Annotated in this window: 14 protein-coding genes, 1 pseudogene and 1 other annotated feature; of the genes and pseudogenes, 10 read left to right on the forward strand and 5 right to left on the reverse strand. The window is 52.8% G+C overall.

Translation table 11 applies throughout. From position 1 onward, the window contains the following. Positions 1-164 precede the first annotated feature (164 nt). Positions 165-1,085, reverse strand: a pseudogene (locus tag VH187_RS03150) (LysR substrate-binding domain-containing protein); the annotation flags it as partial. A gap of 38 nt (positions 1,086-1,123) precedes the next feature. After that, a complete protein-coding gene (locus VH187_RS03155) occupies positions 1,124-1,942 on the reverse strand; it encodes an SDR family oxidoreductase (RefSeq protein ID WP_329700027.1) in 819 nt (272 codons plus the stop codon). Between the two features lie 176 nt (positions 1,943-2,118). Between VH187_RS03155 and hisL the strand changes: the two genes are divergently transcribed. From hisL to hisIE, 9 genes are all read left to right on the forward strand, one after another. After that, positions 2,119-2,169 carry a his operon leader peptide gene (hisL, locus tag VH187_RS03160; protein WP_329700228.1) on the forward strand — a complete coding sequence of 17 codons (51 nt, stop codon included), beginning with the start codon at positions 2,119-2,121 and terminating at the stop codon, positions 2,167-2,169. Next, positions 2,145-2,269 (forward strand) — a sequence feature (His leader region). Its footprint overlaps the gene before it by 25 nt. Positions 2,270-2,315: 46 nt before the next feature. After that, positions 2,316-3,215 carry an ATP phosphoribosyltransferase gene (hisG, locus tag VH187_RS03165; protein ID WP_329700028.1) on the forward strand — a complete coding sequence of 300 codons (900 nt, stop codon included), beginning with the start codon at positions 2,316-2,318 and terminating at the stop codon, positions 3,213-3,215. A 72-nt stretch (positions 3,216-3,287) separates the two neighbouring features. Continuing rightward, entirely contained in the window at positions 3,288-4,592 is a 1,305-nt protein-coding gene (gene hisD / locus VH187_RS03170; RefSeq protein ID WP_329700029.1) for a histidinol dehydrogenase, read from the forward strand. Next, the gene (gene hisC / locus VH187_RS03175; RefSeq protein ID WP_329700030.1) at positions 4,589-5,650 is read left to right on the forward strand and encodes a histidinol-phosphate transaminase; all 1,062 of its coding nucleotides are present in this window, start codon (positions 4,589-4,591) and stop codon (positions 5,648-5,650) included. Before hisD ends, hisC begins: the two co-directional genes overlap by 4 nt. Further along, positions 5,647-6,714, forward strand: a complete 1,068-nt coding sequence (gene hisB / locus VH187_RS03180; protein WP_329700031.1) for a bifunctional histidinol-phosphatase/imidazoleglycerol-phosphate dehydratase HisB — start codon at positions 5,647-5,649, stop codon at positions 6,712-6,714. The genes hisC and hisB overlap by 4 nt, the downstream gene beginning before the upstream one ends. Further along, complete coding sequence (gene hisH, locus VH187_RS03185; protein WP_329700032.1) at positions 6,714-7,304, forward strand: imidazole glycerol phosphate synthase subunit HisH; 591 nt, start codon at positions 6,714-6,716, stop codon at positions 7,302-7,304. Before hisB ends, hisH begins: the two co-directional genes overlap by 1 nt. Next, entirely contained in the window at positions 7,304-8,041 is a 738-nt protein-coding gene (gene hisA / locus VH187_RS03190) for a 1-(5-phosphoribosyl)-5-[(5-phosphoribosylamino)methylideneamino]imidazole-4-carboxamide isomerase (RefSeq protein ID WP_329700033.1), read from the forward strand. The genes hisH and hisA overlap by 1 nt, the downstream gene beginning before the upstream one ends. Then, positions 8,023-8,799, forward strand: coding sequence for an imidazole glycerol phosphate synthase subunit HisF (hisF, locus tag VH187_RS03195; protein ID WP_329700034.1), 777 nt, complete (start codon positions 8,023-8,025; stop codon positions 8,797-8,799). Before hisA ends, hisF begins: the two co-directional genes overlap by 19 nt. Further along, positions 8,793-9,392, forward strand: a complete 600-nt coding sequence (gene hisIE, locus VH187_RS03200; protein ID WP_329700035.1) for a bifunctional phosphoribosyl-AMP cyclohydrolase/phosphoribosyl-ATP diphosphatase HisIE — start codon at positions 8,793-8,795, stop codon at positions 9,390-9,392. Before hisF ends, hisIE begins: the two co-directional genes overlap by 7 nt. Before the next feature lie 67 nt (positions 9,393-9,459). Here the strand turns inward: hisIE and wzzB are convergent, their stop codons facing one another. Then, complete coding sequence (gene wzzB / locus VH187_RS03205; protein WP_329700036.1) at positions 9,460-10,464, reverse strand: LPS O-antigen chain length determinant protein WzzB; 1,005 nt, start codon at positions 10,462-10,464, stop codon at positions 9,460-9,462. 229 nt (positions 10,465-10,693) lie between these two features. Between wzzB and VH187_RS03210 the strand changes: the two genes are divergently transcribed. Next, a complete protein-coding gene (locus VH187_RS03210; RefSeq protein ID WP_329700229.1) occupies positions 10,694-11,698 on the forward strand; it encodes an NAD-dependent epimerase in 1,005 nt (334 codons plus the stop codon). A gap of 73 nt (positions 11,699-11,771) precedes the next feature. Here VH187_RS03210 and ugd read toward each other — a convergent pair whose 3' ends face one another. Further along, complete coding sequence (ugd, locus tag VH187_RS03215; protein WP_329700037.1) at positions 11,772-12,938, reverse strand: UDP-glucose 6-dehydrogenase; 1,167 nt, start codon at positions 12,936-12,938, stop codon at positions 11,772-11,774. A gap of 230 nt (positions 12,939-13,168) precedes the next feature. Then, complete coding sequence (gndA, locus tag VH187_RS03220) at positions 13,169-14,575, reverse strand: NADP-dependent phosphogluconate dehydrogenase (protein WP_329700038.1); 1,407 nt, start codon at positions 14,573-14,575, stop codon at positions 13,169-13,171. Positions 14,576-14,675: the final 100 nt, after the last annotated feature.

The following is a 14,675-nucleotide window of genomic DNA, read 5'->3' on the forward strand; positions in this document are numbered from 1 at the left end:
CCGGCCTCTTGTTTTGAATGAGTGTTTCTCGTAGCAAAAAAATAACCGACGCCTTATGATTTGCGTCGGTTAGTCTCTTTTTTGCTGGCGCGTATTTTGCCCCCTTCCCCGGATAAAAACAAGAGAATGCAAGGCTTATAACGTAATCCCGCCGGCTAACTGTCTGATTTTTCATCAGCGGCACGCTGGAAAACAGCCGCGATCGCACTATTTGCTAAAACCGCATCCCGCCACCAGGCGCTTGCAAGTCCCGCCGTTTGCTCATTCCAGCCGATCCAAACCGCATCAAACGGGACATGTGCGAGCACCTGTTTTTCGACCAGCGCGCCGCTTTCAAGAAAACGCTGCGCCAGATAACGCGGCAGATACCCACAACCCAGCCCGCTGATTTGCAACTCCAGCTTGGTTTTGAAATCAAAAACGGTGATCGCTTCCTGGTCGTCGAGCAGTTGCTGGAATGCAGGGCAATCTGGCGTGGTGCCGTCACCAACCACAATCGCCCGATGGCGTTTAATCATTTTGCGGTTCAGTGGCTCAGCCTCGGTTGCTAAAGGATGATGCGGCGCCACAACAAAAATCTGTTCCAGTTCGCCCAATGGCGCGAAACCAAAATTGCTGAGCGGCGGCGGGTCATGCAATGCGCCAATCACGATATCCGCTCGCCCTTGCACTAAGGCATCCCAGGAACCGCCCAATACGCCATTGATGAATTTCAGCCGGGTGACGCTGTGTTTTTCGTAGAATTGTTCGATAAGCGGCGCCAGCAACGAAAAAGGGAAAGTGTCGTCCACGCCGATCACTAAATCGTTCTCCCAGCCTTCGTGAAGTTTGACGGCCTGTTTTTCCAGTTCGCGGACGGTGTGCAGGACTTCGCGGCCTTTCTCCAGCAGCATTTTTCCGGTGCGGGTAAATGTCGCGCGGTGGCCGCTGCGGTCAAGCAGTTGAATGTTGAGATCGCTTTCCAGCTTGTGAACGGTGTAACTCAGCGCCGACGGGGTTTTAAAAAGCTTTGCCGACGCCGCAGCAAAGCTCCCTTCTTTATCGAGCGCATCAAGAATGATGAGCACTTCCAGCAATGGTTTCATCGTCGCCCCCTACGGTACGCGATGTCACCGCTGACGGTTTACTCCAGCGGCATCACCAGCGGATCAGGATACTGGTACTCAAAGCCCAACTCAGAACAAATGCGGTTGCCATCAATTGTGCGTCCCTGCTCCGCACTCTCGCTGAACACAGGTGGCTCAAGCCCAAGCTCGCGCGCCATCTGCGGGTAAAACGTTGCGCGCGACGGATGGCCCGGCGCACACAGATTATAGATGTGCCCACCTTTTGGCGCTTGCAGCAGCAGCGTTATCGCCGAAATCACATCTTCGAGGTGTACAAGGTTGACGCCTTGCTGACCGTCCGGCGCTGATTTCCCGGCAAAGAAACGGCCCGGATGACGATTTGGTCCCACCAGGCCTGCGAGTCGCAGAATATCCACCGACGTCCCCGGTAAATTGTGCAGCCAGTCTTCCAGTTCTTTTAAGACTCGCCCACTGGAAGTGATCGGCTCACGCAGGGCGGTTTCTTTGATCGTCCCCTGCCCTTTACCGTAGACAGAGGTTGAGCTGGTAAAAATGATGCGCGGGATTTGATACGCCAGTGCGCTGTCGACAATCTCCTGCACGGCCTGAAGATAAAAATCCTCCCCCGGTCCGGTACGTCGGGCGGGCAAGGTAATTACCAACGCATCGACATTCATCAAAGCATCGAGATCGTCGGCGTCACAGACCAGTTGCGGGTCGAGGCGTAGCAAATAGCTGTCGATCCCACACATTCTCGCGGCTTCAATTCCATCTTCGGTGGTTTTGCTGCCGGACACCTGCCAGCCTCGCGCCGTTAACGACAGCGCCAACGGCATGCCCAGCCAGCCTAAGCCCACGATTGCGACCTTTTTCATCTGTGTTCTCCTGACTCTTTCGCGTTCCTCTCATAAGGCTACGCCAGCCCTCGCCAACTGACAATTTATCTGGTGAATATGAAATGAATTAAAGTTGGGAAAAAGCCCTTGCTTTCTGACAATGAAGTGGTTTACGTTAAAAGGCATCAAATGCATAAGCATTCAACGAGAAAATTATGAACTGCGTTCAATTTACAAGCCACCATCATCACCATCACCCTGACTAGTCTTTCAGGCGATGTGTGCTGGAAGAGAGTCAAAATCTTCCAGTGGCGCAGAACGCAAAAGAGAGCCCCCGGAAGATCGCACTTCCGGGGGCTTTTTTTTGGGCGTGAGTTTCGAGTGATTCAGACAGGACTACGAGGATAAGAGAATGTTAGACAACAACCGTTTACGCATAGCCATGCAGAAATCAGGACGTTTAAGCGATGATTCACGCGAATTACTTGCTCGCTGCGGCATAAAAATCAATATGCACACCCAACGCCTGATTGCGATGGCGGAGAACATGCCGATCGACATCCTGCGCGTGCGTGATGACGATATCCCGGGCCTGGTGATGGATGGCGTCGTTGATCTCGGCATCATCGGCGAGAACGTGTTGGAAGAAGAGTTGCTGAACCGCCGCGCTCAGGGCGATGATCCGCGTTATTTCACCCTGCGCCGCCTCGATTTCGGTGGATGTCGCCTGTCGCTTGCAGCGCCAGCAGATGAAGCCTGGAATGGCCTTGCGGGGCTGGACGGCAAGCGTATTGCCACCTCTTACCCACACTTGCTCAAACGTTACCTCGACCAGAAAGGCATTTCCTTTAAATCCTGCCTGCTTAACGGTTCTGTAGAAGTCGCCCCGCGTGCAGGTTTGGCTGACGCTATCTGTGACCTGGTTTCTACCGGGGCAACGCTGGAAGCCAACGGTCTGCGTGAAACAGAAGTGATTTACCGCTCTAAAGCCTGTCTGATCCAGCGCGACGGCGAGATGCCCGACGCCAAACAGCAGCTGATCGACAAACTGCTGACCCGTATTCAGGGCGTGATTCAGGCTCGCGAATCGAAATACATCATGATGCACGCGCCAACCGAACGTCTGGAAGAAGTGATTGCCCTGCTGCCTGGCGCAGAACGCCCTACCATTCTGCCGCTGGCAGGCGATCAACAACGCGTGGCGATGCACATGGTCAGTAGCGAAACCCTGTTCTGGGAAACCATGGAAAAGCTGAAAGCGCTGGGCGCCAGTTCGATTCTGGTACTGCCGATTGAGAAGATGATGGAATAAATCATCGTTTGCCTGCCCGGTGGTGCTTCGCTTACCGGGCCTACATTCGGCTTCGCAGACAGGGGAAACACCATGAGCTTTAACACCATTATTGACTGGAATACCTGCACGTCAGAGCAGCAGCGCGACCTGCTGATGCGCCCGGCGATCTCTGCGTCGGAAAGCATCAGCCGTACCGTGGCAGAAATCCTCGACAACGTAAAAACGAATGGCGATGCGGCGCTGCGTGAGTACAGCGCGAAGTTCGATAAAACCGACGTCGCGGCACTGAAAGTCAGCGCCGAAGAGATTGACGCGGCCTGCACTCGCCTGAGCGATGAACTGAAGCAGGCGATGGCTGTCGCCGTGAAAAACGTGGAGACGTTCCACGTCGCGCAAAAACTGCAACCGGTTGATGTGGAAACGCTCCCCGGTGTGCGCTGCCAGCAGGTGACGCGCCCGATTGCTTCCGTCGGCCTGTATATTCCTGGCGGTTCTGCCCCGCTGTTTTCGACCGTCTTAATGCTCGCGACACCTGCGCGCATCGCAGGCTGTAAAAAAGTCGTGTTGTGCTCGCCGCCACCGATTGCCGATGAGATTTTATATGCGGCGAAACTGTGCGGCGTACAGGACGTCTTTAACGTCGGTGGTGCGCAGGCGATTGCCGCCCTGGCGCTCGGCACTGAATCCGTGCCGAAGGTTGATAAGATTTTTGGCCCAGGCAATGCGTTTGTCACCGAAGCCAAACGTCAGGTCAGCCAGCGTCTCGATGGCGCTGCCATTGATATGCCCGCCGGCCCATCAGAAGTACTGGTGATTGCTGACAGCGGTGCGACGCCAGATTTTGTGGCCTCTGATTTGCTGTCGCAGGCCGAACACGGCCCGGATTCTCAGGTCATTCTGTTAACACCAGATGCCGATATGGCCGCGCGTGTCGCTGTTGCAGTAGAACGCCAGTTAGCGGAATTACCACGTGCCGAAACCGCACGCCAGGCATTGTCTGCCAGCCGTTTGATCGTCGCCCGTGATTTAACGCAGTGCATCGAGATTTCGAATCAGTACGGTCCGGAACATCTGATCATTCAGACCCGCGACGCGCGTTCACTGGTCGACAGCATTACCAGCGCCGGTTCCGTCTTTTTGGGCGACTGGTCACCGGAATCCGCGGGCGATTATGCCTCCGGCACCAACCACGTGTTGCCGACTTATGGCTACACCGCTACCTGTTCAAGCCTCGGCCTGGCGGATTTCCAGAAGCGCATGACCGTGCAAGAACTGTCGAAGGACGGTTTTGCCGCGCTCGCCTCCACCATTGAAACGCTGGCCGCCGCCGAACGGCTGACCGCCCACAAAAACGCCGTTACCTTACGTGTTGCCGCACTCAAGGAGATGAAATGAGCATTGAAGAGTTAGCCCGCAAAAACGTCCGCGATCTCACGCCTTATCAATCTGCGCGTCGTCTTGGCGGCAAAGGTGACGTGTGGCTTAATGCCAACGAATTCCCGACGGCAGTCGCGTTCGACCTTTCGCAGCAGACGCTCAACCGTTATCCCGAGTGCCAGCCGAAAGCGGTTATCGACAATTACGCGCAGTACGCCGGACTGAAACCGGAGCAAGTGTTAGTCAGTCGTGGGGCCGATGAAGGCATCGAGCTACTGATCCGCGCCTTCTGCGAACCCGGCAAAGACGCCATTCTGTTCTGCCCGCCGACCTACGGCATGTACAGCGTAAGTGCTGAAACCTTTGGTATTGAATACCGTACCGTACCTGCGCTGGAAAACTGGCAACTCGATTTGCAAGGCATTGCCGATAAGCTCGACGGCGTGAAAGTAGTGTACGTGTGCAGCCCGAATAACCCGACCGGGCAGATTATCAACCCGCAGGATTTCCGTGTGCTGCTGGAGATGACGCGTGGCAAAGCGCTGGTCGTCGCTGATGAAGCCTATATCGAATTTTGCCCACAGGCGACGCTGACGGGCTGGATTGCCGATTATCCGCATTTAGTGGTGCTGCGCACGCTCTCAAAAGCCTTTGCCCTTGCCGGATTGCGCTGCGGATTTACGCTCGCCAGCGAAGAAGTCATCGCACTCTTAATGAAAGTGATCGCCCCTTATCCACTTTCAACGCCGGTCGCCGATATCGCGGCGCAGGCCCTGAGCCCACAGGGCATCAATGCGATGCGTGAGCGCGTGGCGCAAATCCTCGAAGAGCGGCAGTACCTGGTCAGCCAGTTGCGCGATATTCCGTGCGTTGAACAGGTTTTCGATTCCGAGACCAATTACATTCTGGCGCGCATCACCGCCTCAAGCGCGGTCTTCAAATCTTTGTGGGATCAGGGCATTATCTTACGAGACCAGAATAAACAACCTTCTTTAAGTGGCTGCCTGCGCATCACCATCGGCACCCGCGACGAGAGCCAGCGCGTCATTGACGCCCTTCGTGCGGAGAAAGTATGAGTCAGAAGTTCCTCTTTATCGATCGTGACGGTACCCTCATCAGCGAGCCGCCGAGCGATTTTCAGGTCGACAAGTTCGACAAACTGGCGTTTGAAGCACAAGTCATCCCTTCTCTGCTAAAACTGCAAAAAGCGGGTTACAAGCTGGTGATGATCACCAATCAGGACGGACTTGGCACCGACAGCTTCCCACAGGCGGATTTCGACGGACCGCACAACCTGATGATGCAGATTTTCAGCTCTCAGGGCGTACAGTTTGACGATGTGCTGATTTGTCCGCATTTCGAAACCGACAACTGCGAGTGCCGCAAACCGAAAACTAAAATGGTTTCCGCGTGGCTGAATGAAGGCGTGATGGACGTGGCGAACAGCTATGTGATTGGTGACCGCGCGACTGACGTGACGCTTGCCAACAACATGGGCATTGTCGGTCTGCGTTATAGCCGCGATGACCTGAACTGGCTGAAAATTACCGAACAGTTGACCAAACGCGACCGCTATTCGCACGTTGAACGTAATACGCGCGAAACGCAGATTGACGTCAAAGTCTGGCTGGACCGCGAAGGCGGCAGCAAAATCAATACCGGCGTCGGCTTCTTCGACCATATGCTCGACCAGATTGCGACCCACGGCGGCTTCCGCACTGAAATCACCGTGAAAGGCGATTTGTATATCGACGATCACCACACCGTCGAAGACACAGGTCTGGCGCTCGGTGAAGCCCTGAAACTGGCGCTCGGTGATAAACGCGGCATCAACCGTTTTGGCTTTGTGCTGCCGATGGACGAATGCCTGGCCCGCTGTGCACTGGATATTTCCGGCCGCCCGCACCTGGAATACCGCGCCGAATTTACCTATCAGCGCGTCGGCGATCTCAGCACCGAGATGATCGAACACTTCTTCCGCTCGCTCTCCTACACCATGGGCGTGACGCTGCACCTGAAAACCAAAGGCAAAAACGATCACCACCGCGTAGAAAGCCTGTTTAAAGCCTTTGGTCGTACGCTGCGTCAGGCGATTCGCGTTGAAGGCGATACCCTTCCCTCCTCTAAAGGAGTGTTGTGATGAACGTCGTTATCCTTGATACCGGCTGCGCGAATCTCAACTCGGTGAAAGCGGCGATTAGCCGTCATGGTTACGAACCGGTTGTCAGCCGTGATCCGGATATCGTTCTGCGTGCCGACAAACTGTTTCTTCCGGGTGTCGGCACCGCGCAGGCGGCGATGGATCAGATCCGCGAACGTGAACTTATCGACCTGATCAAAGCCTGTACCCAACCGGTGTTGGGCATTTGCCTCGGCATGCAGCTGTTGGGCCGTCGTAGCGAAGAGTCAAACGGCGTTGAGATGATCGGCATTATCGAGCAGGACATCCCGAAAATGACCGATTTTGGCCTGCCGCTGCCACACATGGGCTGGAACCGCGTGTATCCGAAAGCCGGTGACCGCCTGTTCCGTGGCATTGAAGATGGCGCGTATTTCTATTTCGTACACAGCTACGCGATGCCCGTAAATCCGTGGACGACAGCGCAATGTCACTACGGTGAACCCTTTACTGCCGCAGTGCAAAAAGACAATTTCTTCGGCGTGCAGTTTCACCCGGAACGCTCCGGTGCGGCAGGTGCGCAGTTGCTGAAAAACTTCCTGGAGATGTAATGATCATTCCAGCTTTAGATTTAATTGACGGCACCGTGGTCCGTCTTCACCAGGGCGATTACGGTCAGCAGCGCGACTACGGTAACGACCCGTTGCCGCGCTTGCAGGACTATGCCGCACAAGGTGCGCAGGTGTTGCACCTGGTCGATTTGACCGGGGCGAAAGATCCCGCGAAACGCCAGATAGCATTGATCAAAACACTCGTTGCAGGCGTTGATGTCCCTGTGCAGGTGGGCGGCGGTATTCGTACCGAAGCAGACGTTGCAGCCTTACTGGACGCGGGTGTGGCGCGAGTGGTCATTGGTTCAACCGCAGTAAAATCACCTGAGACGGTGAAAGGTTGGTTTGAACGATTCGGCGCTGAAAAACTGGTGCTGGCGCTGGATGTGCGTATTGATGACCAGGGCACTAAACAGGTAGCCGTCAGCGGCTGGCAGGAAAACTCCGGCGTCACGCTGGAAGAGCTGGTTGAGACCTATTTATCTGTTGGACTGAAACACGTGCTGTGTACCGATATTTCTCGTGACGGCACACTCGCCGGTTCCAACGTTTCACTGTATGAAGAAGTTTGCGCCCGCTATCCGCAAGTTGCGTTCCAGTCTTCTGGTGGCATTGGTGGATTAGACGACATTGCCGCACTACGCGGAACAGGCGTTCGCGGCGTAATTGTTGGGCGCGCGCTGTTGGAAGGTAAATTCAACGTAACGGAGGCCATCCAATGCTGGCAAAACGGATAATTCCTTGTCTTGACGTGCGTGATGGTCAGGTCGTGAAAGGCGTGCAGTTCCGCAATCACGAGATCATCGGCGATATCGTACCGCTGGCGAAACGTTACGCTGAAGAAGGCGCTGACGAGCTGGTATTCTACGATATCACCGCCTCAAGTGACGGACGTGTGGTGGATAAAAGCTGGGTATCGCGCGTAGCTGAGGTTATCGACATTCCTTTCTGTGTCGCGGGTGGTATCAAGTCTGTTGATGACGCCGCGAAAATTCTCTCGTTCGGCGCAGATAAAATTTCTGTGAACTCCCCTGCTTTGGCTGACCCGGAACTGATTACCCGCCTGGCCGATCGTTTTGGCGTGCAATGTATTGTCGTTGGCATCGATACCTGGTTTGACGCAGAAACTGGCAAGTATCACGTCAATCAATATACCGGCGATGAAAGCCGTACGCGCGTGACCCAATGGGAAACGCTGGATTGGGTGCAGGAAGTGCAGAAACGCGGCGCAGGTGAAATCGTCCTCAATATGATGAACCAGGATGGCGTACGCAACGGCTACGACCTGGCACAGTTGAAGAAAGTGCGCGACGTGTGCCGCGTCCCGCTGATCGCTTCCGGTGGCGCTGGCACAATGGAACATTTCCACGAAGCCTTCCGCGATGCAGACGTAGACGGAGCGTTGGCGGCCTCGGTGTTCCATAAACAAATTATTAATATTGGCGAACTAAAAGCGTTCCTGGCGACTCAGGGCGTGGAGATCAGGGTATGTTAACTGAACAACTGGACTGGGAAAAAACCGACGGACTGATGCCCGCCATTGTGCAACATGCGGTGTCCGGCGAAGTTCTGATGCTGGGGTACATGAACAAAGACGCGCTGGCTGCGACAGAACAAAGCGGGCAAGTAACGTTTTACTCGCGCACTAAACAGCGTCTGTGGACCAAAGGCGAAACGTCCGGTCATTTCCTGAATGTGGTCAGCATCACGCCGGACTGCGACAATGATACCCTGCTGGTGCTGGTCAATCCTGTCGGCCCAACCTGCCACAAAGGCACGTCCAGTTGCTTTGGTGAAACAGGTCATCAATGGTTGTTCCTGTATCAGCTGGAGCAATTATTGGCTGAGCGTAAAACCGCCGACCCGGAAAGCTCTTATACCGCGAAACTCTATGCCAGCGGCACAAAACGTATCGCCCAAAAAGTGGGTGAAGAAGGTGTGGAAACCGCACTAGCTGCGACCGTAAACGATCGCCATGAGCTGACAAATGAAGCCTCGGACCTGATGTATCACCTCATGGTGCTACTTCAGGATCAGGAATTAGACATGACCACCGTGATTGAAAACCTGCGTAAACGCCATCAGTAGTTTTCATCAGGCATAAAAAAACCGGGCGCTTCACCAGAGCCCGGTTTTTTATTGCTGAGCGTTAAACTCAGGCTTTCGGCTGGTAGGTACGTAGCGCATTACGGCCCAGAACAATACCGGCACCGACCATTCCACCTAACAACACAGAGAGCACCAGAATAATGGAGCGTTTCGGGCTGTCGCGACGGAAAGGCAGTGTTGGCTTCATCACGTAACGATAAGCATGAATGTTCGAAACTTTCGGCTTATCATCCTTTCCACCCGTCATCAGGTGGGCTATATCAAGTAACGTCCCGCGTGTCTGATAGTAGCTATCCGGGAACGACAGAGGGCGTGTGGCTTCGTTTTTCACCATCGAACTCAACGCCTCGCTACCTAACATAAACAGAGTATCCGGCGAGACCTGGTCTGCCTGCTGTGCCTGCGGAAGTTTAATGTTCGCCTGCTCAGCTATCGTCAGCGCCTGCGTAATCTGCGCAATGCGCAGCGCTTTTTGCTCGGTAGCAACTCTTTCCTGAGTGGTCAGAGACTGCTCAAGATCGTTCTTACGTGAACCAATGTTGGATTTGAGATCGCCTTCAACCGCTTTGGCTACGTCGTCATCGACCTGCTGAATATACTCGGCCAGTCTCTGCTGCGCTTCTTCCGCAGTCTGTGCTGTGTAAGAGACACGCAACGGCAAGTTTTGCCCTTTCACTGCCGCTTCAATATTCAGTTTCTCAGGTTCTTCCTGGTTATCCAGGCTTTCGGAGAGAGCGGAAAATGAAGAGTTAAAACGAGTAACTAAATCTTGCTGGATGGCAGTAATCGAGGGTGCACTGTTGCCATACAAAATGTTCATCGCGTTAGCATAGCTGGTAACTTGCCCTGAATCCGGTTGTGTCACCAGCGCCGTAGAGGTCCATTTCTCTTTAGCAACCATGATGTAACCCACTGCAAGCAGAATGGCTACCACAACACAAATCACGATAGTGATCTTCCCACGCCAGATCTGCACGATAAGATCGATCAAATCGATCTGCTCCGGCTCGCTGTTGTGACCGGTAAAACGTTTGTTGTTATCCTGTGTCATACAAACCTTACTGCAAATTGAAGAAAAGCCCACAAGGCGGAATAGTCTACCCACGTACATAAGAATTACTATAAGAATTATGCCTGAAGCCCAAATAATTGACCGAAAAAAACGGCTACGCTAATTGTAGATAACGATTATCTTTTTGCACTCGCTAACGGTATGATTTTGCTTTCAGTTATCCCAGAGGCTCTGTGGTGCTTTTCTGGTCTGTTTTTGAGGAAAAATGATGAAATACCTGGTTACCGGCGCAGCCGGTTTTATTGGCTTTCACGTAGCTCAACGTCTGTTGCAGGCAGGGCATCAGGTTGTAGGGATTGATAATCTCAATGATTACTACGACGTTAGCCTCAAACAAGCGCGGCTCGATCTGCTGCAAAAACCTGGCTTCAGTTTCCAAAAAATTGATCTGGCAGACCGTACCGCCATGGCGTCACTGTTTGCTGACGAGCAGTTTGACAGAGTGATACACCTGGCCGCCCAGGCAGGCGTTCGCTACTCGCTGGAAAACCCACACGCTTATGCTGATGCCAATCTGACGGGTCATTTGAACGTGCTGGAAGGGTGTCGTCATAACAAAGTTCAGCACTTGCTGTATGCTTCATCAAGTTCTGTGTACGGTCTGAACCGCAAAATGCCCTTCTCGACCGATGACTCGGTTGATCACCCTGTGTCACTGTACGCTGCGACGAAAAAAGCCAACGAACTGATGTCGCACACTTACGCGCATCTGTATGGCTTACCGACCACTGGTCTGCGTTTCTTCACCGTCTATGGACCTTGGGGTCGTCCGGATATGGCCTTGTTCAAATTCACCAAAGCCATGCTCGAAGACAAAAGCATTGACGTTTATAACTACGGCAAAATGAAGCGCGATTTTACCTACATCGACGATATCGCCGAAGCGATTATTCGTTTGCAGGATGTCATTCCGCAACCGGATGAAAACTGGACTGTTGAAACCGGATCGCCTGCGACAAGTTCTGCGCCGTATCGCGTTTACAACATCGGCAACAGTTCCCCCGTTGAATTGATGGATTACATCACCGCGCTTGAAGATGCCCTAGGTATTGAAGCCGACAAGAACATGATGCCGGTTCAGCCTGGTGATGTACTGGAAACCAGCGCTGATACTCAGCCATTGCAGGAAGTGACTGGCTTCAAACCGGAAACCACGGTGAAAGATGGAGTGAAAAACTTCGTCGACTGGTATCGCGGTTTCTACAACGTGTAGTTTATCCGAACATTAATATCAGAAAGACAAAAGGCCCTCAAATGAGGGCCTTTTTGATAGTCATTCCCGAGGGTTAATCGTTACCAAACAGATCGCGGGTGTAGACTTTTTCAGCCACATCTTCCAGTTCAGCCGCCATGCGGTTAGAGATGATCACGTCGGCCTCCTGCTTAAAAGCGTCAAGATCGCGCAACACGCGTGAATGGAAGAACTCATCTTCCTGCATTACAGGTTCATAAATAATGACCTGCACGCCTTTCGCTTTAATGCGTTTCATAATCCCCTGAATCGATGAGGCACGGAAATTATCGGAACCGCTCTTCATGATCAGACGGTAGATGCCCACGACTTTTGGTTTGCGTGACAGTATAGAATCCGCCACAAAATCCTTACGCGTGCGGTTAGCATCGACAATGGCTGAAATCAGGTTATTCGGAACGGATTGGTAGTTAGCCAACAATTGTTTGGTATCTTTCGGCAGGCAGTAACCGCCGTAGCCAAATGAAGGATTGTTGTAGTGGTTGCCGATACGCGGGTCGAGGCAGACACCTTCGATAATCTGACGGCTGTCTAACCCTAAGCTTTCTGCATAGCTATCCAGTTCGTTGAAGTAGGCAACACGCATCGCCAGGTAGGTATTGGCAAACAGCTTGATAGCTTCCGCTTCGGTGGAATCAGTGAACAGCGTAGGGATATCTTTCTTAATGGCGCCTTCTTGCAGCAAAGCGGCGAAACGCTCTGCACGCTCTGAACGCTCACCAATGACAATACGCGACGGATGCAAGTTGTCATACAGCGCGCGTCCTTCACGCAGAAACTCAGGCGAGAAGATAACGTTGTCGATACCCAGTTCATCTTTCATCGACTGCGTGAAGCCCACTGGAATGGTGGATTTGATGATCATTACCGCTTTCGGGTTTATTGCCACCACGTCACGGATCACCGCCTCAACGCTCGAGGTGTTGAAATAGTTAGTCTTCGGATCGTAATCAGTTGGTGTGGCGATAATCACGTAATCAGCATCACGATACGCATCTTGTTTGTCCGTCGTTGCACGGAAGTTGAGCGTTTTGGTGGACAGATATTCTTCAATCTCTTTGTCGACAATCGGGGACCGCTTCTGATTGAGCATGTCCACTTTGGCCTGCACGATATCCAGAGCCACAACCTCGTGATTCTGGGCAATCAAAATGCCGTTTGAAAGGCCAACATAACCTGTACCGGAAATTGTAATTTTCATTAGAAGGCAACTTTATTCAGTTAACGGGGCAGAGATGGCTTTTTGCCACCACGATAATCAATAACTGTTGGGGGTTTTACCTCTTGCGTCGAGGCACTGTCAAGGCGAAGGGGGTGAATTACCCCGATGTTGAGGTGACATTCAGACTACTTCGAAAAACTGACGTTTTTTTAGCTAAAAAAAACCCGGAGACAAGCTCCGGGTTTGATATCAAATATTGATGAATAAGATTAATCCATCCATTCGGTGTGGAACACACCTTCTTTATCTGTACGCTTATAAGTGTGCGCACCGAAGTAGTCACGCTGTGCCTGAATCAGGTTCGCTGGCAACACTTCAGCACGGTAGCTGTCGTAGTAGGCGATCGCGGCAGAGAACGTCGGCACCGGAATACCATTCTGGACGGCATAGGCAACAACATCACGCAGCGCCTGCTGATAGTCGTCAGCAATTTTCTTAAAGTACGGCGCCAACAGCAGGTTAGCGATGTCTGCATTTTCAGCATAAGCATCGGTGATTTTCTGCAGGAACTGGGCGCGAATGATGCAGCCCGCACGGAAAATCTTAGCGATTTCACCGTAGTTCAGATCCCAGTTGTACTCGTTGGAAGCAGCACGCAACTGAGAGAAGCCCTGAGCATAAGAAACGATCTTGCCCAGATACAGTGCACGGCGTACTTTCTCAATAAATTCAGCTTTATCCGCAGCAGGTGTAGCCTGTGGGCCACTCAGCACTTTTGAAGCCGCAACACGCTGATCTTTCAAAGAAGAGATGTAACGTGCAAACACAGATTCGGTGATCAGAGACAGCGGTTCACCGAGATCCAGAGAGCTCTGGCTGGTCCACTTACCCGTACCTTTATTCGCCGCTTCATCGAGAATCACATCAACCAGGTAGATTCCATCTTCATCTTTTTTAGTGAAGATATCTTTGGTGATGTCGATCAGGTAGCTGTTCAGCTCGCCGTCATTCCATTCCGTGAACACCTGAGCCAATTCTTCGTTGGAGAGTTTCAGGCCGCCTTTCAGCAGAGAGTAGGCTTCAGCGATAAGCTGCATATCACCATACTCGATGCCATTGTGAACCATCTTCACGTAATGACCTGCGCCGTCAGGACCGATATAGGTCACACACGGTTCGCCATCTTCAGCAACAGCGGCGATTTTAGTCAGGATTGGCGCAACCAGTTCATAAGCGTGTTTCTGACCGCCAGGCATGATGGACGGGCCTTTCAGCGCGCCTTCTTCACCACCGGACACTCCGGTACCGATGAAGTTAAAGCCTTCAGCAGACAGTTCACGGTTACGACGTACGGTATCCGGGAAGTAGGAGTTGCCGCCTTCAATAATAATGTCGCCTTTTTCCAGATAAGGCTTAAGTGATTCGATGGCTTTGTCCGTGCCCTCGCCCGCCTTCACCATTAACAGGATGCGGCGTGGTGTTTCCAGAGACTCGACGAACTCCTGCACCGTGTAGAAAGGAGCCAGTTTCTTGCCTGGATTCTCGGCAATCACTTCTTCAGTTTTTTCACGGGAGCGGTTGAAGATGGAGACGGTATAACCACGGCTTTCGATGTTGAGCGCCAGGTTGCGCCCCATCACTGCCATACCGACGACGCCGATCTGTTGCTTGGACATTACATACTCCTGTCAGATGTGGATACCCCGTAGCCATTGAGGCTACGAGTCAAAAGTGAAGGACATGTTAACTCAGGTTGTAGGGCCGAAGGTAGCAATT

It is taken from the genome of Scandinavium sp., from assembly GCF_036271055.1.
GTDB lineage: Bacteria > Pseudomonadota > Gammaproteobacteria > Enterobacterales > Enterobacteriaceae > Scandinavium.